The following is a 20255-nucleotide window of genomic DNA, read 5'->3' on the forward strand; positions in this document are numbered from 1 at the left end:
CGAGGTCAGGGGCGCGCTTCCGGTGCCGGCACCCGGATTTCCGGGGCGGGAGGCGTCGGTCAGGCGCCGCGGCGCAGCATCCGGCGCAGGCGGCCCGGTTTGCGCGGGGAGCGCGGCGGGCGGACATGCACGTTGCCGCCGGTGATCTCGCCGGTCACGATGACCCGATGGGTGATCGGGAGGCCCTGCGGGCGGTCCTTCGCGCCCCGGTGGACCACGTTGCCGCCGCGGATGTTCACCTCGTCGGTGTCCACGGCGTAGCCGTCCGGGACGACCAGCCGCAGGTTGCCGCCGCGCATCTCCACGTCCACGTGGATCGTCGTCCCGCTCATGACCGCGGCGGTGAAGTCCAGCACCACGTTGCCGCCGCGCACTTCCGCCTCCAGGCGGCGGGGCGCCACCCACGCGCCCTCGTACCGGACGTTCCCGCCGATCCGGCGCACCCGTACGACGTCCTTCGCCCGGACCGGCTCCGCCGCCAACTGCCCGGGCAGATCCACCACCAGGGGTGCCAGGTCGCCGTACGTCCGCGCCGCGAAGCAGCCCTCCAGCCGTTCCTCCAGCTCCTCCAGGCTCAACCGGCCGTCCCCCGCGGCAACCCGCAGCACCTCCGCGACCCGCTCCCGGTCGTCATGCGAAACCCGCTGCGACAGCTGATCCTTGCCCACCCACGGCACCGGCTCCTGACTCATGCCCGGCACCTTATGACAGCACCCCCACCACCCGCACAGCCATGCACCCACCACACGCCGGCCGCCCCCACGTCACGGCGGGCGGCCGACGAGTGGGACCGGACTCAACCGGTCGCGTCGGCCGCGGTGAAGACGTCGTCGGGAGACTCTGCGTTGAGGGCTCGCCGGAACCACGTGGTGAGCAGGTCCAGGGACGTGAGGTCGACTGCCATGAGGTCCCTCCAGATGGTTGCCGCCGGGCTGGTGCCCAGGCCGAGTTCGGTGAGTTCCGTGAAGATCGATGCGGTGAGCTCGTCGACCGTCTTGAGCGCGGAGTGCAGTGCTTTCAACACGGTATCCGCCTGGGGGTGGCTACCGTGAGTGATCGCGGAGAACACGGCCAGCGGGATGTCGTGCGTGGCCGCTTCCTGGTCGGTGATGATCGGGACGTTGGCGGGGCCGAGGACGAGGGGGCGGACGGTGAGGGAACGCCACACCCGAACGGACTATCGATGACGAAAGGTCAGCGCGATTCAGCAGGGAGCGGGGCGCGGGGCCGAAGGCTCCGCGCCCCTTCCTGGTGGGGGTGGGGGCTAGTGAAGGGTGAACTTCTGGGCGGCGGAGCCGTTGCAGTCCCAGATGCGGAGGCGGGTGCCGTTCGCTGTCGCGCCGTTGGGGGAGTCGAGGCAGCGGCCGGACTGGGGGTTGAGCAGGGAACCGTCGGACTGCTGCTGCCAGACCTGGCCGCCTACGCCGTTGCAGTCCCAGAGTTCGACGTCGGTGCCGTTGGCCGTGCCGTTGCCGTTGATGTCGAGGCAGCGGCCGATGGTGCTGAGGGAACCGTTGGTGTGGTGGGTCCAGAACTGGTCCTCGGCGTAGTTCTGGCAGTTCCAGAGCTGGACGGCCGAGCCGTCGCCACCCGTGTCGTCGGCCGCCACGTCCACGCACTGGCCGCCGGGACCGGTGATCGTGCCCTGGGGGCCGTTGGGGACGTTGGTCTCACCGGAGTAGCCGACGGAGACGACGTTCGCCTGGACGGCGTTCTCGGCCGCGTCGGTCGGGTAGCCGGACACCATCACGCCCTCGAAGAAGGTGCCCCGGTTGCGGTTGCTGTTGTCGCCGCCGGTGCCCAGGATGATGCCGCCCTCCTGGTGCATCGGCATGTAGCCGCCCCGTGTGGGTAGTGAGCCGTTCCACCAGGTCGACAGGCCGCCGGATTGGGAGTTGCCCCCCTTGAGGGCGTAGGTCGTCTGCCCGTTGTTCTTCAGCACGGCTGTCACGAAGGCGCTGCTGTTCCCGGCGTTCGCGGTGTTGGAACCGTTGTTCCCCTGGAACATGCCGTTCTCCATGTCGGCCTCGATCCAGGGACCGGAACCCGTGCACGGCGCGAAGTAGCACGTGGTCGCGATGCTCACCGCGTCCATGTGGCCGTTGCCCGTGTCGGACGGCGTGGACTCCGCGTTGCCGTAGTCGAAGCAGCAGTCCGAACCGACGTGCGTACCGCTGGCGACCATGTACGCGCCCTCGGCCTGGCCGTTGACGGCCGCACCGGAGGCCGCACCGACGTACCGGTAGCCGACGCCGGGTGAGATCCAGATGCCGTACACCTTGTGGCCGCCGGCGGTGACCGAGAGTTCGGCCGCGTCGGCCCCGCGGTCGACGCCGCCGGCGGTGCCGGCCGGACCCGGGGTCAGGTCGTTGTGCCGCGAGGTCTGGTCGTACACCTTACTGATGCTGCAGGTGGTGTTCGCGCAGAAGGAGTCCTGCGCCGCGGCGTTGGCGTAACCGCCCTGCGAGAGCAGTCCGATGTCGGACTTGGCGCCGTCCGAGGCCCGTGTCACCTGGTACAGCGGGCCGTTGTACGAGGCGAAGAGGGCGCGGGTGGTGCTGTGCGCGGCCACGCACGGGGTACCCGCGGAGGCGTAGATGTCGCACGGCAGCGAGGACGCGGCGTGCGCCTCGGTGCTGGGCAGGCTGAGCAGGACGCCCAGTACGAGCCCGAGTGCCGCGACGGCCGACAGCAGGGCTCTGCGGAGTCGGTCCGCCGGTCCCCGTGTCATGGCGACGGCTGTGTCAGTGTCCATGGTGCGCTCCTGTGGTGGGGGGTGAGGGAGCTTCAACATGACGCCAGGAGGGCCGGGTTCACGCGCCGCTCGACCATCCCGCGTATCGCTGGGAAGGTATGCGTGATGGTGGGTCGCGTCAATATTTGTTGCTTTCTTTTTTCTGAGAGCGCGCTCACCTGTCCGAATCTGTGGTTTTTTTGTCGCCCATGACGAGATGGCGCGGCGGCGGCGCGCACACCGGGGTGGGTGGGAACCCGTACGGTTCAGGGCCGTTGGGGACGGACCAGGCCGGACTCGTAGGCGGCCACCACGAGTTGGGCGCGGTCGTGGGCCGCGAGCTTCGCCATCGTGTGGTTGATGTGCGTCTTCACGGTGAGCGGGCTGACCCCGAGGCGCGCGGCGATCGCGTCGTTGGACAGTCCGCCCGCGACCTCGACGAGCACCTCGCGCTCGCGGGTGGTGAGGGTGTCCACGCCTGGGACGGTGCGCGGGGTGTCGTCGGCGCCGTGCTGCTGGGCGACGAAACGCGAGATCAGGCTCTTGGTGGCGGCGGGGGACAGCAGCGCCTCGCCACCCGCCACGGTCCTGATCGCGCAGAGCAGTTCGTCCGGCTCGGCGCCCTTCCCGAGGAACCCGGAGGCCCCGGCGAGGATCGCCCGCACCACGTACTCGTCCGCCTCGAAGGTGGTCAGCACCAGGATGGCGGTTCCGGCCAGTCCGGGATCCGCGACGATCTCCCGGGTCGCCTCGATCCCGTCCGTCCCGGGCATCCGGATGTCCATCAGCACCACGTCCGGCCGCAGCTCCCGCGCCAGCCGGACCGCCTCGGCGCCGTCCGCCGCCTCGCCCACCACCGCCATGTCCGGCTCGGACTCCACCAGGACCCGCAACGCCCCGCGCAACAACGCCTGGTCGTCGGCCAGCAGGACCTTCACGACGCCGCCGGGGGAGAGCTCACCGTTGCCAGGGGTCGTCGCCATACGGGCCAGGTTACGGGGACGGTGCGGCCGCGCCGTGCGGGGGCACCTGCAGCGGGAGGCGGACCGAGACACGGAAGCCGCCGCCGGGGCGGGCGCCGGTGCGGCACACACCGCCGAGCGCGGAGGCGCGTTCGTGCATGCCGAGCAGGCCGTGGCCGCCACCGGTCCCCGCCGCGGCGCCGGCCGGCTCGCCGGAGAGCACGCCCGGGTCGGCGTCGCGCGCGCCGGTCGCGTGCTCGGCGGTGGCCCGGTTGTGGTGCTCCTCCGCCGTGGCGGCCGGGTCCGTACGTTCCGGCGCCGGACGCTTGGATGCCGATCCCTCGGACGCCGCCGGCGCGGGCCGGGAGAACAGCGGCGCCGTGACCCCGTCGGTCCTGCCGGCCACGCCGGCCCCCTCGGGCACGCGGCCCACCTCCGCGGCGAACCCCGCCGCCCCGTCGTCGTCCACCACCACCCGCAGCTCCCCGCCGGCCCGGCTGATCCGCACCACCGCGTCCGCCTGCGGCCCGGCGTGCTTCTGCACGTTGGTCAGCGACTCCTGGATCACCCGGTACGCGGTCAGGTCCACGGAGGCGGGCAGCGCGGGCCCGCCGGGGTGCTCCTCGTCGCACCCGCAGCCCTCCCCGTCGCACTCGACGGTGACCCGCAGCCCGGCCCGGCGGAACCCGTCCAGCAGCTGGTCCAGCACGGCCAGCCCGGGCGCGGGCTCCATCGGAGCCTCGGGCTCCCCGGACTGCCGCAGCAGCCCGACCGTGGTGCGCAGCTCGGCAAGCGCGGACCGGCTCGCCTCGCGGACGTGCGCGAGGGCCTGCTTGGCCTGGTCGGGGCGGGCGTCCATGACGTGCGCGGCCACTCCCGCCTGGACGTTGACCAGCGCGATGTGGTGGGCGACGACGTCGTGCAGCTCGCGGGCGATCCGCATCCGCTCCTCGGCGACGCGGCGCCTCGCCTCCTGCTCGCGGCTGCGCTCCGCCCGCTCGGCGCGTTCCTCGATCGCGGTGATGTAGGCGCGGCGGCTGCGGACCGCGTCACCGGCGGCGGCCGCCATCCCGGTCCAGGCGAAGACGGCGAAGTTCGCCTGGCCGTACCAGGGGCCCTTGCCGAAGCACATGGCGAGCGCGGTGAGGCCGACGCAGACCGCCAGGCCGGTCAGCCAGGTGGTGTGCCGGTCGGTGCGGGCCGCGACCGTGTAGAGGGCCATCGCGGCCGCCAGGATCACCGGGACGCGGCCGTCGACCGGGCGCAGCGCGATGAACGCCGCGGACAGCGCGCAGGTGAAGGCGAGCACCGCCCACGGGATGCGGCGGCGCACGGACAGCGACGCGCACGCCAGGGCGGTCAGGGCCAGGTCCATCCCGGTCAGCCGGTAGGTGTCGGAGCCCAGCACGGTACCCAGCAGGATCAGCACGAACACGGCCGACGCCAGCCCGGCGTCGGCGGTGCTCTGGTGGGCCCGCAGCCACTGCCACGGCCCGAGGATTCCCGGTGGGTACTGCACGGTAGAACGGTAAACGACATTCGGGGCCGGACCCCACCCCCGCGGACGGGGCACCCGGGCGGGCAGGCGGGGTGAGCGGGCCGTGCAGAGGCGCCGGGAGGTGCCCCCGGCGCCACGCAGCGGACTAGCCCGGGATCAACCCGTCGTCGTTGAGCATCTCCCGGACCTCCTCGAGGGTGGCGTCCGGGGAGGGCAGGATGAGCTGGGACGGCGCGAGAGCGTCCTCCGCGAGCGGTTCCCCGAAGCCGCGGACGGCGTCGAGCAGGGCGCCGAGGGTCCGCCGGAAAGCGGCCTCGTCACCCGACTCGACGGCGTGCAGCAGCTCGGTGTCGTGCGCGTTGAGCTCGGCCAGGTGGGAGTCGTCCACCTGCACCTGGCCCTCCCCCATGATCCGTACGATCATGACGGCCTCCTCGGTAAGGATGCGTAAGGTCAGGTCAGCTCACTGCTTGTCGAACCGGGGCCGGTCCTGCGGCTGCCCCTGTGCGCCCTGGCCGCTCTGGCCGGACTGGCCGCCTTCGATCGCCGGGGTGCTGCCACTGCTGCCACCGGCCAGCTCCGCCTTCATCCGCTGCAGCTCCAGCTCGACGTCGCTGCCGCCGGAGAGCCGGTCCAGCTCCGCCTGGAGGTCGTCCTTGGCGAGCCCGCTCGGGTCGTCCAGGGCGCCGGAGGCCATCAGCTCGTCGAGGGCGCCGGCCCGCGCGCGCAGCTGCTCGGTCTTGTCCTCGGCACGCTGGATCGCCATGCCGACGTCGCCCATCTCCTCGGAGATGCCGGAGAACGCCTCGCCGATCTGCGTCTGCGCCTGCGCCGCGGTGTAGGTGGCCTTGATGGTCTCCTTCTTCGTGCGGAAGGCGTCCACCTTGGCCTGCAGCCGCTGGGAGGCGAGCGTGAGCTTCTCCTCCTCGCCCTGGAGCTGCGTGTGCTGCGTCTCCAGGTCGGTCACCTGCTGCTGGAGCGCGGCCCGGCGGGACAGCGCCTCGCGGGCCAGGTCCTCCCGGCCGAGCGCGAGCGCCTTGCGGCCCTGGTCCTCGTAGGTCGATGACTTCTTCTGCAGCTCGTTGAGCTGCAGTTCCAGCCGCTTGCGGGACGTGGCCACGTCGGCCACCCCTCGTCGCACCTTCTGCAGCAGCTCCAGCTGCTTCTGGTACGAGTAGTCGAGGGTCTCGCGCGGGTCCTCGGCCCGGTCCAGGGCCTTGTTGGCCTTCGCGCGGAAGATCATTCCCATCCGCTTCATGACACCGCTCATGGGCCTCGCGCGCCCCCTTCTCGGCAACTGCTCCAGCACCTCTACAGACCCCAGCCTACGGGCCCTGGTTCCATTACCGCACTGTTCGGGAGCGGATACGGTCATCCGTAGGGACGATCACGGTTCGGTGACCTAGGGCCCAAGGAGTAGGTGAGGGGCTGGGGTGCGGGGCCGGAAGCACGTAACCTGGGAGATGTGTTCCGACGTCGTTCCCAAGATGAGCAGGCCCAGAGCGCCAGTAACTCGGTGCTGCTGGAGGACCAGCCGCGCGACCCGCAGGCTCCCAAGGGTCGCCCCACGCCCAAGCGCAGCGATGCGCAGAGCCAGCGCCGCAAGGCGGTGAGCACCCCGAAGGACCGCAAGTCCGCCGCCAAGTCGGCCAGGGATGCCCGCCGGGTCGACATGGCCAAGCAGCGCGAGGCGCTGGCCGGCGGTGACGAGCGCTATCTGCCGCCGCGCGACAAGGGCCCGGTGCGCAAGTACGTGCGGGACTACGTCGACTCCCGCTACCGCGTCGCCGAGTTCTTCCTGCCGCTGGCGGTCGTCATCCTGGTGCTGAGCATCGCCGGCTCGCTGCAGGACCTGTCGCTGCTGCTGTGGCTGGTCGTCATCGTGGCGATCGTGATCGACTCCGTGGTGACCACCATCCTGCTCAAGCGCCAGCTGCGGCAGCGCTTCGAGGGCAAGGACCTCAAGGGTGCGACGGCCTACGCCCTGATGCGTACGCTCCAGATGCGGCGGCTGCGGCTGCCGAAGCCGCAGGTCAGCCGCGGCACCAAACTCTGACCGGGGGGCACGGGGGCCCAGCGGGATACGCGTTCGACCACGAGGGCACCGGCTCCGGGCACCTGCCCGCGGTGCCGGGCGGGCCGGGCGGAGGCGGTTTCACCGGCGGCGCCGGCACCTGGCTGGCCGGTCTCGGTGGACTGCGGAACACCGTCCGCCAGGAACTCGTCGCCCGCCAGCTCGACGAGCAGCTCGACGCCTGCTTCCCGCAGTCCGCGGGCGCGCACGCGCGGCGCCGGCTGCGCGTCCTGGACATCGGTCCGGGCCAGGGCACCCAGTCGCTGCGGCTGGCCCGGCTCGGCCACCTCGTCACCGGTCTGGAGTCCGACCCGGTGATGCTGGTCGCGCTGCGCCAGGCGGTGGCGGCCGAGCCGCCCGACGTGCGCGAGCGGTTCGTGGTGCTGCGCGGCGACGGCCGCGAGACCGGCCGGCATTTCGGCCCGGCCTGCTTCGACGTGGTGCTCTGCCACGGCGTGCTGATGTACGTGCCCGATCCCGAGCCGCTGCTCGCGGCGCTGGCCCGGGTGCTCACCCCTGGCGGCCTGCTGTCCCTGCTGGTACGCAACGGCGACGCGCTCGCCATGCGGGCCGGCCTGCTCGGCGACTGGGCGGCCGCGCTCGGCGCCTTCGGCACCGACGCCTACACCAACCGGCTGGGCCTCTCCACCCGCGCCGATCACCGCGCGACGCTGACCGCGGTGCTGGAGGGCATCGGGGTGCCGCTGCGCTCCTGGTACGGCGTCCGCGTCTTCACCGACACCGCCCGGGACGGCACCCCTGCCCCGGCCGACCCGCACGAGCTGGAGGGGCTGCTGGCGGCCGAGGAGCAGGCCGGCCGGCTCGACCCGTACCGCGCGGTGGCGGCGCTGCTCCACCTGTGCGGGGTACGGGGCTGAACGGCCTACGTCGCCGCGGCAGGGCGGGGGACGCGCGCCGGTAGGTCCCCGGCGCGCTGTCGCGCCGCGGACGGCGTGCGGCCGGGCCGTGCGGCGGGCCGCGGGACGGCGACCCGATTGGCGGCCCGGGCATCGCCGCGCGACATCGCGAAAGCGACAATTCGGGCATGAGTCGATCGCGCAACGCCCGCCACCGCTCCCTGCTGCCCGCCACCGGCACCGCCGTGGCGTGCACCGCTGTGCTGCTCGCCTCCGGGTGCAGCCCCACGTCCGGCACCGGCTCCGACTCCGGCCCCGGCGCTGCCGGCGCCGTCGCCCCCGCCAAGGCCGCGGTCCCGGAGGCCACCTCCGCGGACGCCCTCCAGAGCGCCTACCAGAGCACCGTCAAGAACGTGCTGCCCTCGGTCGTCCAGATCACCACGAAGCAGGACCTCGGCTCGGGTGTGGTCTACGACAGCAAGGGCGACATCGTCACCAACGCGCACGTGGTCGGCAACGCCACGTCCTTCCAGGTGTCGCTGGCCACCGGCGGCAGCCCGCTGGCCGCCAGACTCGTGGCCGCCTTCCCCGCCGGCGACCTCGCGGTGATCCGGCTCGACTCGGTGCCCAAGGGGCTCAGGCCCGCCTCCCTGGCACCCGCGGGCACGGCGGCCGTCGGGCAGATCGTGCTCGCCATGGGCAACCCGCTCGGCCTGTCCAGCAGCGTCACGGAGGGCATCGTCTCGGCGACCGGGCGCACCGTCAGCGAGAGCGCCTCCGGCGGCGGCACCGGCGCCACCATCGCCGACATGGTGCAGACCTCCGCCGCCATCAACCCCGGCAACAGCGGCGGCGCGCTCGTCGACCTCGACAACCAGGTCATCGGCATTCCCACCCTCGCCGCCACCGACCCTCAGTTCGGCAGCGGATCCGCACCCGGCATCGGGTTCGCCATCCCCTCCTCGACGGTCACGCGCATCGCCGACCAGATCATCAAGAACGGCAAGGTCAACGACTCCGGCCGGGCCGCGCTCGACATCACCGTGCGCGGGGTGGTCGGGTCGGACTTCCAGCCGGCCGGTGTGGCGATCGTCAGCGTGACGAAGGGCGGCGCCGCCGCGAAGGCGGGCCTGAAGGCCGGGGACGTCATCACCAAGATCGGCTCGACGCCGATCACCACGGTGCAGTCGCTCACCGAGGCGCTGGCCGCACTGGCGCCCGGGGCCAAGGTGAAGGTCACCTACGTGCGCGGCACCGCCACCAAGTCCGCCGAGGTCACCCTCGGGTCCCTCTGAGCCGGGCCGGTTCCGGCGTACGGGTCCCCGTGCGGCATGCTCCCCACCGGCGACCGGCGGGAGCATGCCGAAGTGACGGCGCGCGGCCGCGGACGGATGCCTACGACTCCTCGGGGGCCGGCTCGGGGTCGGCGGCGGCGAGGCTCATGGGGCCGTAGATGCGGGTGTCGCCGTCGAAGAGGGTGACCTGGTCGGTGCCGCCGGCGGCCAGGTCCTTCCAGACCTCGCCGACCCAGGACTCGGCGTCGCCCTGGGTGGGGAACTCCTCCGGCTGCACCGACGGCTCCACCTCGGTGCCGTCAGCCGTCTCGAACCGCCACGTCCACGCCATGTGCTTCTCCTCGGTCCGGGAATGCCGGGAATGGATGACCGTGCCCGGGAAGCGTATAACCACGATTCGCCGGGGCATCGATGATCCTTCCAGCGCGTCCCGGAGCCGTCGAGAGGGCACCCCGAAGTCTCCGCCCAGTCTGCGCACCGTCGCCGAGCACTCGCCGCGCGGCATGTCGCCGTGGCCGTCCCCCGCAGACGGGCGGCCCCGCCCGCGCGCACCGACCCGTCCGACGCGAGACGATCGTGGCGTGGAACTGACTCTCCTCGGTACCGGCGCCCCCGAAGGCCTGCCGGTGCCCGACTGCCCGTGTGCCGTCTGCGCCCTCGCCACCGGGGAGGCGGCACGCGGCGCCACCTCGGTGCTCGTCGACGGTGTCGTGCTGCTCGATCTGACCCCCGGCATCGCCCTCGCGGCGGCCCGGGCGGGCCAGACCCTCGGCGGGCTGCGCCTGGTCCTGCTCTCCCATCCGCACGACGGCCCGCCGGTGGAGATCCCCGCCGGGCTGCCCGCGCCGGCCCGGGTGCCGGACGGGCAGTCGCTGTCCGTGCTGGGCGGGCACCGCGTCCGCGCCGTCGCGGTCGACGCCCCCGGTACCGGGTACGAGGTCGAGTCGCCCGACGGGCTGCGCGTGCTGTACCTGCCGCCGGGCGGCGCGCCCGCCGGAATCGCGCCCAACGGCGGGCCTCCCACGGAGGCGGTCCCGGCGCCGTACGACCTCGTGCTGCTCGACGTGGTCGGCCGGCCCGACGCGCTCGCCCGGCTGCGCGCGGCCGGAGCCGTCGCGGGGACGACCGACGTGGTGGCGGTGCACGTCGGCCATGACGCGCCGCCCGGGCCCGAACTCGCCCGCCGGCTCGCCGCGTTGGGCGCCCGCGCGGTGCCCGACGGCACGACGCTGGCCGCCGGCGACTACCAGGAGGTGCCCGACGTCCCCCGCCGCACCCTGGTCCTCGGCGGGGCCCGCTCCGGCAAGTCCGCGGAGGCCGAACGTCGGCTCGCCGCCTTCCCCGACGTCCTCTACGTCGCGACCGGCGGCACCCGCGACGGAGATGCCGAGTGGGCCGAGCGCGTCACCGCCCACCGCGAACGGCGTCCCGCCTCCTGGCGCACCGCCGAGACCTGCGACCTGCTGCCGCTGCTCGCCGATGCCGACGGGCCGCCGCTGCTGATCGACTGCCTCTCGCTGTGGCTCACCCACGCGATGGACGAGGCCGGCGCCTGGGACGATGCGACCTGGCACCGCAGTGGGTCCGCGACGGTCCGGGCCGACATCGACGCGTTGCGCTCCGCTTGGCGGGGCACCCGGCGCACTGTCGTCGCCGTCTCGAACGAGGTCGGCTCCGGCGTCGTCCCCGCGACGTCCTCCGGGCGGCGGTTCCGTGATGTGCTCGGCCACCTCAACGCGACCCTCGCCGAACAGTCGGAAGAGGTTCTCCTCATGACGGCGGGCCTCCCCGTCCGCCTCCGCTGATCCCTGGGGTGCCCCTGACCCCCCGGGGTGCCCCGTCCTGCCGGTTGAGGGACCACCTGCCGGTGGGGGTTCGCCGCGCAGTTCCCCGCGCCCCTGGGTTTGTGCGGGTGCTTCCGCGAAAAGGGGGCAACCACCAAGGGGCGCGACCGCAAGGTCCCGTGACGGCAGGACGGGGCACCGTGGAGGGTCCGCGCAAGCCCGCGCAGCGGACCGGTACTGTTCGGCGGGTGAGTGGGATCGAGATGGACGACTTCGGAGCGCTGGTGGAGCGGCCGGACGCGGGTGTGCGCCGGGACTCCCAGGAGCGCTGGGGCGAGTTGGTGCGGCCTTCCGGCGGGTTGGGACGGGTCGCGGAACTCGCGGACTGGCTCGCCGCGGTGCAGGGCCAGGTGGTCGCGCGGCCGATCGCGAGGCCGCGCGTGCTGGTGTTCGCCGCGGACCACGGAGTGGCGGCCCTCGACGTGTCGGCCCGCCCCGCGGGCACGACGCTGGACTTGGTGCGCGCCGCCCTCGACGGCACCGCGCCCGCCGCGATCCTGGCCCAGCAGTACGGCGCGGAACTCCGCCTTGTGGACATGGCGGTCGACTGCGACCCGGCCGAACTCCCCGCACCCGTCACCGCGCACCGGGTGCGCCGCGGCAGCGGCCGCCTCGACATCGAGGACGCGCTGAGCCCCGAGGAGACCGAGAAGGCCTTCCGCAGCGGGCTGGCGCTGGCCGACGAGGAAGCCGACTCCGGCACGGACCTGGTGCTCCTGGGCGACCTCAGCGTCGGCGGCACCACGGTCGCGGGCGTCCTCATCGCCGCGCTGTGCGGCACCGACGCCTCCGTCGTGACCGGGCGCGGCTCCGGCATCGACGACCTCGCCTGGATGCGGAAGTGCGCGGCGATCCGGGACGGGTTGCGCCGGGCGCGTCCCGTCCTCGGCGATCAGCTGGCGCTGCTCGGCGCGGTCGGCGGGGCCGACTTCGCCGCGATCACCGGGTTCCTGCTCCAGGCCGCGGTACGGAAGCTGCCCGTCGTCCTCGACGGAGTGGTCAGCGCGGCCTGCGCGCTGGTCGCCCAGCGCGTCGCCTTCCGCGCGCCCGACTGGTGGGTGGCCGGGGTCGCCACCGGCGAGGCGGGGCAGGCCAAGGCGCTCGACCGGGTCTCCCTGGAGCCACTCGTCGACCGCGGCGTCGCCGTCGGCGGCGGCGCCGGAGCGGTTCTCGCGTTGCCCTTGCTCCAGGCAGCGGCCGCGCTTTCCGCCGGGCTCGCCTGACCCACCCGGCTGCCCCGTCCTGTTGACACGGGACCTTGCGGTCCGGACGTGGTGTGGGGTCCCCCCAGCGGAGCTCTGGGGGAGCAGTTCCCCGCGCCCCTTGGCGGTGACCCTCTTTTCGCGGAGGGACCCGCACCAACCAGGGGCGCGGGGAACTGCGCTCCCCCAGAGCTCCGCCTGGGAGGTACCCCCAACCCACCACCGGCAGGTGGTCCCTCAACTCGCAGGACGGGGCGCCCCGTTGGGTCAGGGGCACCCCGTTGGGTCAGGGCACCGTACGGGAGTAGATCGCCAGCTCGGGGGGACGAAGTCCCCGTAGGCAGAGGAAACCGTCGTTGGTGAGGGAGAGCCCGGCCGCGACGGCGACGTCGAGGGCCCATTGGGACTCCGCGCAGACGTGGGTGACGCGGGCGGAGCGGCCGGGCGGGGTGGCGACGAGAGCGGCGGTGAGCAGGCGGGTGGCGAGGCGGCGGGAGGTCGCCGCGAGCGCCTCGATGTGGCCCTCACGGGCGTAGCAGTACCCGCTGCCCGCGAGGTCGTCCACCACGAACAGGGCGTGGTGCCGCAGGAGTTCCTCGTGGTCCGGGCCGTGGGCGCCGCCCCGGGTGCGTCGGTCCACGGAGTCCATCAGGTCCTGGTGCCGGGACGTGCCCTGGTGGACCGCGCCGTCCAGCGGGTCGAGCCCGGTGGTGTCCACCGGCCCGGACAGCCGGATGGTCGGATGCAGGGTCAGGCCCGCACGGCGCAGCGTCCTGGCGGCCACCGGATCGCCGGGCGCGCAGGCGATCCCGCGCAGGCAGGCGCGTCCGTAGTGCAGCGCGCGGGCCAGCAGCGCCTTGCCGACCTCCTTGCCCTGCGCACCCGGTACGACCGCCAGCAGCGACAGCGACCAGGTGCCCTCCCGCCGGGCGGACAGCACCGCCCCGACCGGCCCGGCGGTCTCGTCCTCGACGATCCAGCACCCGCCGGGGTCGGTTCTGGCCAGGTGCCGGGTCCGGCTGTCCTGCCGAGCGGCCCACGCCGTGCCGGCCGTGGGGTGCCCGCCGTCCAGGGACCGCGGCGCGCCGAACGCGGCCGCCGCGATCTCCCGTACGACCTCGGCGTCCCGCTCGTCGTCGCGTACGGGGCGAAGAATCACCGTTCCATGATGCGACGGCGGGCGGGCGCCGGTGGTGCCGACTACGGCAGCGCGAGCATCTGTTCCAGGGCGAGCTTGGCGAAGTGCTCGGTGTCGGCGTCGACCTGGATGCGGTTGACGGACTTGCCGTCGGCCAGGTTCTCCAGCGTCCAGACCAGGTGGGGCAGGTCGATCCGGTTCATGGTGGAGCAGAAGCAGACGGTCTTGTCGAGGAAGACGATCTGCTTGTCGGGGTGCGCCTTGGCCAGGCGGCGGACGAGGTTGAGCTCGGTGCCGAGCGCCCAGGCGGAGCCCGCGGGGGCCTCGTCGAGCATCTTGATGATGTGCTCGGTGGAGCCGACGTGGTCGGCGGCGCTGACGACCTCGTGCTTGCACTCCGGGTGCACCAGGACGTTGATGCCGGGGATGCGGGCGCGGACGTCCTCGACCGACTCCAGCGAGAAGCGGCCGTGCACCGAGCAGTGCCCGCGCCACAGGATCATCTTCGCGTCGCGCAGCTGCTCGGCGGTGAGGCCGCCGCCGGGCTTGTGCGGGTTGTAGACCACGCAGTCGTCGAGCGACAGACCCATCTCGCGGACCGCGGTGTTGCGGCCGAGGTGCTGGTCGGGCAGGAAGAGCACCTTCTCGCCCTGCTCGAAGGCCCACTCCAGGGCGCGCCGGGCGTTGGACGAGGTGCAGATGGTGCCGCCGTGCCGGCCGGTGAACGCCTTGATGTCCGCCGAGGAGTTCATGTACGACACCGGGACCGTGACGCCGGCGACGCCGGCGTCGGTGAGGACGTCCCAGCACTCGGCGACCTGCTCGGCGCTCGCCATGTCGGCCATCGAGCAGCCGGCGGCGAGGTCGGGGAGGATCACCTGCTGGGCATCGGAGGTGAGGATGTCCGCCGACTCGGCCATGAAGTGCACGCCGCAGAAGACGATGTACTCGGCGTCGGGCCGCGCCGCGGCGTCGCGGGCCAGCTTGAAGGAGTCGCCGGTGACGTCCGCGAACTCGATCACCTCGTCCCGCTGGTAGTGGTGGCCGAGGATGAAGACCTTCTCGCCGAGCCGGGCCTTGGCGGCCCGGGCCCGCGCGACGAGATCGGGGTCGGACGGCGCGGGCAGGTCGCCAGGGCAGTCCACGCCGCGCTCGCTGCGCGGGTCGGACTCGCGGCCGAGGAGCAGCAGGGCCAGCGGCGTGGGCCGGACGTCCAGCGGCTCCGTCGGGTCAGTCGGCGTTTGTGTGGTGGTCACGGGCCCGTAGCCCTTTCTTCGCAGCGCGCAGACCTTCTCGTCTACTTGACGCTATCTATCATAACCCGTTCGTGTCAGATTGACGATGGGGGTTTCGTCAGTGTGACGCATACCGCTGAGCGCCTCCGGGGCGTGTGCGAACATGGGAGGCACGAGTGAGGAATAAGTCGCCACGGACCCGGAATGAATCCGAAGAGGCATCGGTTGCCCATCGATAGCCAGAAGTCCGTACAACCCGGGAGTGAAGCACATGACGGTTCAGGACGAGACCACCACGACGGACGGCATCCTCCTGTCCGACGCTGCCGCCGCCAAGGTGAAGAGCCTGCTCGAGCAGGAAGGCCGCGAGGACCTTGCGCTGCGGGTCGCCGTCCAGCCCGGCGGTTGCTCGGGCCTGCGCTACCAGCTCTTCTTCGACGAGCGCTCGCTCGACGGCGACGTGGTCAAGGACTTCGGCGGCGTCAAGGTCGTCACCGACCGGATGAGCGCCCCGTACCTGGGCGGCGCCTCCGTCGACTTCGTCGACACCATCGAGAAGCAGGGCTTCACGATCGACAACCCGAACGCGACGGGTTCCTGCGCCTGCGGCGACTCCTTCCACTGAGTCCGGGTGAAGCGGCGGCACCCCCCACGGGTGCCGCCGCTTCGTCGTGCCCGGTGCATGCGCCGCCGCGCACCCGCACCGCCCAGCTCTTCCGCTCCTCCGCTCCCCGAACTCCACCGGCTCCGTGACCCCTTGCGGGGCTACGACGGCGCGCCGCTCAGCGCTCGGTGCCCGCGACCGGCCGGCCGTTCGACGCGTCGACCACCTTGCGGTCGCCGAGCGGCGCCGCCAGCGTCACCTTCTGGGTGAGCGTGCGGATGATCATCGGGCAGACCGTCCCCTTCGGCTTCGGCGTCGCCACCACGGACACCGTCACCTGGCTGCCGCTCGCGCTCGCCGACGCCTGGTAGGTGTCGCACGCCCCGCCCTCGTAGGCGAGGGTCAGCGTGCTGCCCGACGCGGTGTACGAGTCGACGGGCACGCGGCGCGTCGTCTGCCCGCTCGGCGGGCTCGCCGGCGCGCTCGGCCGGATCGGCCCGCCGGGGTTCACCGAGGGCGGCGGCGCGGTCGACGTGGTGGGCGGCACGCTGCCGGAGCCACTCGTGATGTAGTGCGGGTCGACCGCGGTCTCGGCGACCACCGACGTCCGCGCCGTCCCGGGCTGCGCCGTCTCGAACAGCCAGGCGGGCACCAGCGTCTGGACGCCCGCGACGTACTCCATCGCCAGCCCGAACGTGGCACCGCGCACCTCGGTCGGCTGCCGGGTCCCGCTGCCCGGCACGCAGGGCGGCGCGATGTCCTTCGGGCCGACCCCCTGCGACGTGCGCAGCGACGGGCTCGGCACCGGCTTCAGGCAGGACACGACTCCCTCGCCCGGGTGCATCACCGGGGTGGAGTTCAGCTCCTTCAGCGCGGTGGCCGCGCTCACCACCGGGTACGTCGCGCCCTTGGCGAGGTCCGACAGCCGGCCGTAGCCGGTGCTGGTCCGGCCGTCCGCCCCGATCTGCAGCGACAGGGTCCAGCCGTGCGTGGGCATCCCGCCGATCCGCGGATCCACGCTCACCGTGCGGACCGAGCCGGCGGCGACCGAGGCGTCCACCTTCGCGCCGGACAGCCCGAGGCCCTTGATCAGCGGCGCGGCCACCGACTCCGCCGCCGCGGGGGAGACCGGGGCCGTACCGGCACCGCCGCCGCGCGCACCCGTCGCCGGCGTCCCGTCGGCGGAGTACGACCAGGTGCCGGGCGCGGCCTTGCTCACCAGGAGCGACGGGCCCGAGGAGCCCGCTTCGGCGCCGACCCGCCAGGATCCGTCCTCCGTGCGCACGCTGCCGGGCATGCCCAGCAGGGTCGCCAGGTGCCGGACGTCCGACGCCGACACCGCGCCTGCGGCGGCGTACACCGCGGCCTTCTCCGGGCCCTTGGGCAGCGAGCCGGTCAGGTGGAAGGCGGAGCCGCCGCCGTCGGTCGGGCTCGACGTGCCGGCCACCGGCGCGGGGCCGTCCATTCGCAGCGGAGGGCCGGCGTCGTCACCGCTGCCCGCCGATCCGCTGCTGCCGCCCGTCGCGGACGCCCACCAGGCGCCACCGCCCCCCGCCACCAGCACGGCGGCCACGACCGCCGCGATCGCCCACCGCGGCCTGCCGGCGGGGCGCTCACCGCCTTCGGGGTGCTGCGTGTGGTCCGTGTGCTCCGCGTCGTGGGCGCTGCGGGTACCGCCTTCATCGACGCCGTCGTCGCGTTCCTTGCTCACCGCGTGCTCCTTCGGCTGTGTCGACCGTCAGGTGCACCTGTGACGCGGCGACGCGCGAAGTGGTTCCACCGAACGGGTGAGCAGCAGCCGGGCGGCGCGGGGGAGCGGTCAGGCGCCGTACTCCGTCATGTCGCGGACCGCGGCCGCGGATTTCGGGGGGACGTGGATGCCATGGGTACGCGGCGCGGCGGGGGCGTCGGGCTGCCCCTGCTGCTTCGCCGTGCCCGCGTGCTTCCAGTGTGCGGCCATCCGATGGCAGTCGCCGAGCAGCTCTGCCATGCTCTCCGGGTTCTCCGTGTACGGGGCGGTGCGAGGAGTGCTCATACCTCGACCCTAGGCAGGGACGGCACGCGGGACAAAGGGCTACCAACCGGTAATTTCTGCCGTATGTCGTCCCGGACGCCGAGGCGTTCCGGGCCGTCACCCACCGGGCGGTAACCAGGCGGCGCGCAGGGCGGTCCGGCACGGAGGGCGGGGGCACCCGCCCCCGCGCGGACCGGTAGCGTGGGGTGACCTCACCTCCGTTTCCCGGGAGCCGCAGCCGTGCGCATCGCCGTCACTGGATCCATCGCCACCGACCACCTGATGACCTTCCCCGGCAAGTTCGCCGACCAGCTCGTCGCGGACCAGCTCCACACGGTGTCGCTGTCCTTCCTCGTGGACGCGCTGGACGTGCGGCGCGGCGGGGTCGGCGCGAACATCTGCTTCGGCATGGGCCAGCTGGGCACCCGGCCGGTCCTGGTCGGCGCCGCGGGCAACGACTTCGGCGAGTACCGCGCCTGGCTGGACCGGCACGGCGTGGACACCGCCTCGGTGCGGATCTCCGAGGTGCTGCACACCGCCCGCTTCATCTGCACCACCGACTCCGCGCACAACCAGATCGGCTCCTTCTACACCGGCGCGATGAGCGAGGCCCGGCAGATCGAGCTCCAGCACGTCGCGGAGCGGGTCGGCGGCCTGGACCTGGTGTCGATCGGCGCCGACGACCCGGAGGCGATGATCCGGCACACGCAGGAGTGCCGGACCCGGAAGATCCCGTTCGCCGCGGACTTCTCCCAGCAGATCGCCCGGATGAACGGCGAGGACATCCGCCTCCTCGTCGACGGCGCCGCCTACCTGTTCAACAACGAGTACGAGGCCGGCCTGATCGAGTCCAAGACGGGCTGGAGTGCCGGGGAGATCCTCGACCGGGTGGAGAACCGGGTCACCACGCTCGGGTCCAAGGGCGTGCGGATCGAACGCCGGGGCCAGCAGGACATCGTGGTCGGCTGCGCGCAGGAAGAGGCGAAGGTCGACCCGACCGGCGTCGGCGACGGCTTCCGCGCCGGGTTCCTCTCCGGCCTGTCCTGGGGCGTCGGCCTGGAGCGCGCCGCGCAGATCGGCTGCATGCTCGCCACCCTCGTCATCGAGACGCTGGGCACCCAGGAGTACGAGCTGCGCCGCGGCCACTTCATGGAGCGCTTCGCGAAGGCGTACGGCGACGAGGCCGCCGACGAGGTCCGCGTGCACCTGGGCGCCTGAGCCGCCCGCCCCCCGAAGAGCCGCCGCCCCGCGGCGAAAACGGGCGAAACGCCCCGCTCAGCCGCGCCGCCGCACCACGTAGGCGACGCCGCGCTCGGCGGGGCGCTCGCCGACGTACTCCTGGTCGCGCATCTCGCACCACGCGGGGATGTCCAGGCGTGCGGCCTCGTCGTCGGACAGCACCGTGACGAGGCCGCCGACCGGCACGTCCCCGATCACCTTGGCGAGTTCGATCACCGGGATCGGGCAGCGCTTGCCCAGCGAGTCCACCACCAGGCCCTCGCCGCTCCCGGCCGGGCCGGACGCGTCGGTGCCAACACCCGCCGGCCGTACGGTCGTCGGCGCGCCGAGATGGTCCCGCAGCCGCTCCACCACGCCGGGCAGCGCGGCGAGGAAGCGGTCCACGTCCTGCGCCGAGGTGCCGGCCGGCAGCGACACCCGGACGTTCCCCTCCGACAGCACCCCCATCGCCTTGAGCACATGGCTCGGTGTCAGCGTGCTCGACGTGCACGACGAACCCGAGGAGACCGAGAAGCCGGCCTGGTCCAGGTCGGTCAACAGCGCCTCCCCGTCGACGTACAGGCAGGAGAAGGTGACCAGGTGCGGCAGGCGGTGCCGGTCGTGGCCGACCACCTCCACGTCGGGGACGAGCTCGGGGACCGCCGCCCTGATCCGCTCCACCAGCGGCCACAGCCGGATCGCCTCGGCCGCCGCCTCGGCGCGCACCGCCCGCAGGGAAGCCGCCGCCGCCACGATCGCCGGGAGGTTCTGGAACCCGGGGGAGCGGCCCGACTCCCGTTCGTCGGCGGGCTCCTGGGGGGCGTAGCGGGTGCCCTTGCGGACCGCGAGCAGCCCGACCCCGGGCGGCCCGCCCCACTTGTGCGCGCTCGCCGCCAGCAGCGACCACGGGCCCTCCACCGGTCCCCACGCCAGCGACTGCGCGGCGTCCACCAGCAGCGGCACCCCGGCGGCCCGGCACAGGTCGGCCACCTCCGCGACCGGCTGGAGCGTGCCCACTTCGTGGTTGGCGGACTGGAGCGCGGCCAGTGCCGTACCGGCCCCGGGTGCCTGCCGATCCGATCCCGAAGTGGAGCCCGATCCGATGGCGGCGGCGAAGTCCGCCGGCGCCACCCGCCCGGTCCGGTCGACGCCCACCTGCACGGTCTCGGCCCCCGGCACCGCCTCGGCCGCGTGCAGCACCGCGGAGTGCTCCACCGCCGAGACCACCAGCCGGCGCCCGACTCTGCGCCGCCCGGCTGCGGTGCCCGATACGGCCGAGTGAAGCGCGCGTGTCCCCGAAGGAGTGAATACCAACTCGTCGGGGCGGCAACCGACCGCGTCGGCCGCCGCCTCGCGCGCCGCGTCCAGCAGCAGCCGGGCCTGCCGGCCCTCCCGGTACAGGCGGGCCGGATCGGCCCACCCCTCGTCGAGTGCGGCGAGCAGTGCCTGGCGCGCCACCGGGTGCAGGGGAGCGGCGGAGGCCGCGTCGAAGTAGGACACCTCAGCACGCTACAACCCGCGCCCACCTGCCCTGCGGTGCGGCTCGGCGCAGCGTCAGAACCCCCGTGGAGCGCGGCATT

Annotated in this window: 20 protein-coding genes; 7 read left to right on the top strand and 13 right to left on the bottom strand. The window is 73.3% G+C overall.

Annotated elements, in window-relative coordinates; genetic code table 11:
• Window positions 1-59 precede the first annotated feature (59 nt).
• The 7 genes from C4U44_RS02265 to C4U44_RS02295 all read right to left on the bottom strand — a co-directional run bounded on the left by C4U44_RS02265 (window position 60) and on the right by C4U44_RS02295 (window position 6464).
• Complete coding sequence (locus C4U44_RS02265) at window positions 60-692, bottom strand: DUF1707 SHOCT-like domain-containing protein (RefSeq protein ID WP_103883838.1); 633 nt, start codon at window positions 690-692, stop codon at window positions 60-62.
• Window positions 693-796: 104 nt separating this feature from the next.
• Window positions 797-1168 carry a hypothetical protein gene (locus C4U44_RS02270; RefSeq protein ID WP_103883839.1) on the bottom strand — a complete coding sequence of 124 codons (372 nt, stop codon included), beginning with the start codon at window positions 1166-1168 and terminating at the stop codon, window positions 797-799.
• A gap of 96 nt (window positions 1169-1264) precedes the next feature.
• Entirely contained in the window at window positions 1265-2755 is a 1491-nt protein-coding gene (locus C4U44_RS02275) for an arabinofuranosidase catalytic domain-containing protein (protein ID WP_235031743.1), read from the bottom strand.
• Between the two features lie 245 nt (window positions 2756-3000).
• Window positions 3001-3717 (bottom strand): response regulator transcription factor, encoded by a 717-nt coding sequence (locus tag C4U44_RS02280; RefSeq protein ID WP_103883840.1) that lies wholly within the window; start codon window positions 3715-3717, stop codon window positions 3001-3003.
• A gap of 10 nt (window positions 3718-3727) precedes the next feature.
• The gene (locus C4U44_RS02285; protein ID WP_235031744.1) at window positions 3728-5215 is read right to left on the bottom strand and encodes a sensor histidine kinase; all 1488 of its coding nucleotides are present in this window, start codon (window positions 5213-5215) and stop codon (window positions 3728-3730) included.
• Window positions 5216-5339: 124 nt separating this feature from the next.
• A complete protein-coding gene (gene pspAA, locus C4U44_RS02290; protein WP_103883841.1) occupies window positions 5340-5618 on the bottom strand; it encodes a PspA-associated protein PspAA in 279 nt (92 codons plus the stop codon).
• A gap of 39 nt (window positions 5619-5657) precedes the next feature.
• Window positions 5658-6464 (bottom strand): PspA/IM30 family protein, encoded by an 807-nt coding sequence (locus C4U44_RS02295; RefSeq protein WP_103883842.1) that lies wholly within the window; start codon window positions 6462-6464, stop codon window positions 5658-5660.
• 195 nt (window positions 6465-6659) lie between these two features.
• Here C4U44_RS02295 and C4U44_RS02300 point away from each other — a divergent pair, with 195 nt between their 5' ends.
• From C4U44_RS02300 to C4U44_RS02310, 3 genes are all read left to right on the top strand, one after another.
• Window positions 6660-7250: a DUF3043 domain-containing protein gene (locus C4U44_RS02300; RefSeq protein WP_103883843.1), complete on the top strand. Its 591-nt coding sequence runs from the start codon at window positions 6660-6662 to the stop codon at window positions 7248-7250.
• 122 nt (window positions 7251-7372) lie between these two features.
• Complete coding sequence (locus C4U44_RS02305) at window positions 7373-8146, top strand: class I SAM-dependent methyltransferase (protein ID WP_200823130.1); 774 nt, start codon at window positions 7373-7375, stop codon at window positions 8144-8146.
• Window positions 8147-8313: 167 nt separating this feature from the next.
• Window positions 8314-9420 carry a S1C family serine protease gene (locus tag C4U44_RS02310; protein ID WP_103883844.1) on the top strand — a complete coding sequence of 369 codons (1107 nt, stop codon included), beginning with the start codon at window positions 8314-8316 and terminating at the stop codon, window positions 9418-9420.
• Between the two features lie 100 nt (window positions 9421-9520).
• On the opposite strand, the gene C4U44_RS02315 is transcribed toward C4U44_RS02310, so the two are convergent.
• Window positions 9521-9751 carry a hypothetical protein gene (locus tag C4U44_RS02315; protein WP_103883845.1) on the bottom strand — a complete coding sequence of 77 codons (231 nt, stop codon included), beginning with the start codon at window positions 9749-9751 and terminating at the stop codon, window positions 9521-9523.
• A gap of 250 nt (window positions 9752-10001) precedes the next feature.
• On the opposite strand from C4U44_RS02315, the gene C4U44_RS02320 reads away from it, so the two are divergent.
• Both C4U44_RS02320 and C4U44_RS02325 read left to right on the top strand, forming a co-directional pair.
• Window positions 10002-11225: a bifunctional adenosylcobinamide kinase/adenosylcobinamide-phosphate guanylyltransferase gene (locus C4U44_RS02320; protein ID WP_103883846.1), complete on the top strand. Its 1224-nt coding sequence runs from the start codon at window positions 10002-10004 to the stop codon at window positions 11223-11225.
• Between the two features lie 242 nt (window positions 11226-11467).
• Entirely contained in the window at window positions 11468-12487 is a 1020-nt protein-coding gene (locus tag C4U44_RS02325; protein ID WP_407642769.1) for a nicotinate-nucleotide--dimethylbenzimidazole phosphoribosyltransferase, read from the top strand.
• A gap of 265 nt (window positions 12488-12752) precedes the next feature.
• On the opposite strand, the gene C4U44_RS02330 is transcribed toward C4U44_RS02325, so the two are convergent.
• Window positions 12753-13625: a GNAT family N-acetyltransferase gene (locus C4U44_RS02330; RefSeq protein WP_103883848.1), complete on the bottom strand. Its 873-nt coding sequence runs from the start codon at window positions 13623-13625 to the stop codon at window positions 12753-12755.
• Between the two features lie 41 nt (window positions 13626-13666).
• Window positions 13667-14860, bottom strand: a complete 1194-nt coding sequence (nadA, locus tag C4U44_RS02335; RefSeq protein ID WP_103883849.1) for a quinolinate synthase NadA — start codon at window positions 14858-14860, stop codon at window positions 13667-13669.
• 250 nt (window positions 14861-15110) lie between these two features.
• Between nadA and C4U44_RS02340 the strand changes: the two genes are divergently transcribed.
• On the top strand, window positions 15111-15464 hold the full coding sequence (locus C4U44_RS02340; protein ID WP_103883850.1) for a HesB/IscA family protein: 354 nt from the start codon (window positions 15111-15113) through the stop codon (window positions 15462-15464).
• 157 nt (window positions 15465-15621) lie between these two features.
• Here the strand turns inward: C4U44_RS02340 and C4U44_RS02345 are convergent, their stop codons facing one another.
• Together C4U44_RS02345 and C4U44_RS02350 are read right to left on the bottom strand one after the other, a co-directional pair.
• On the bottom strand, window positions 15622-17154 hold the full coding sequence (locus C4U44_RS02345) for a hypothetical protein (RefSeq protein ID WP_103883851.1): 1533 nt from the start codon (window positions 17152-17154) through the stop codon (window positions 15622-15624).
• Window positions 17155-17262: 108 nt separating this feature from the next.
• Window positions 17263-17478, bottom strand: coding sequence for a hypothetical protein (locus C4U44_RS02350; protein WP_103883852.1), 216 nt, complete (start codon window positions 17476-17478; stop codon window positions 17263-17265).
• 219 nt (window positions 17479-17697) lie between these two features.
• On the opposite strand from C4U44_RS02350, the gene C4U44_RS02355 reads away from it, so the two are divergent.
• Window positions 17698-18675 carry a carbohydrate kinase family protein gene (locus tag C4U44_RS02355; protein WP_200823107.1) on the top strand — a complete coding sequence of 326 codons (978 nt, stop codon included), beginning with the start codon at window positions 17698-17700 and terminating at the stop codon, window positions 18673-18675.
• Window positions 18676-18732: 57 nt separating this feature from the next.
• Here C4U44_RS02355 and C4U44_RS02360 read toward each other — a convergent pair whose 3' ends face one another.
• The gene (locus C4U44_RS02360; RefSeq protein ID WP_103883853.1) at window positions 18733-20175 is read right to left on the bottom strand and encodes a cysteine desulfurase/sulfurtransferase TusA family protein; all 1443 of its coding nucleotides are present in this window, start codon (window positions 20173-20175) and stop codon (window positions 18733-18735) included.
• Between the last annotated feature and the right edge of the window lie 80 nt (window positions 20176-20255).

The organism is Actinacidiphila yanglinensis (assembly GCF_900107965.1).
In the GTDB taxonomy this organism is placed as follows: Bacteria; Actinomycetota; Actinomycetes; order Streptomycetales; family Streptomycetaceae; genus Actinacidiphila; species Actinacidiphila yanglinensis.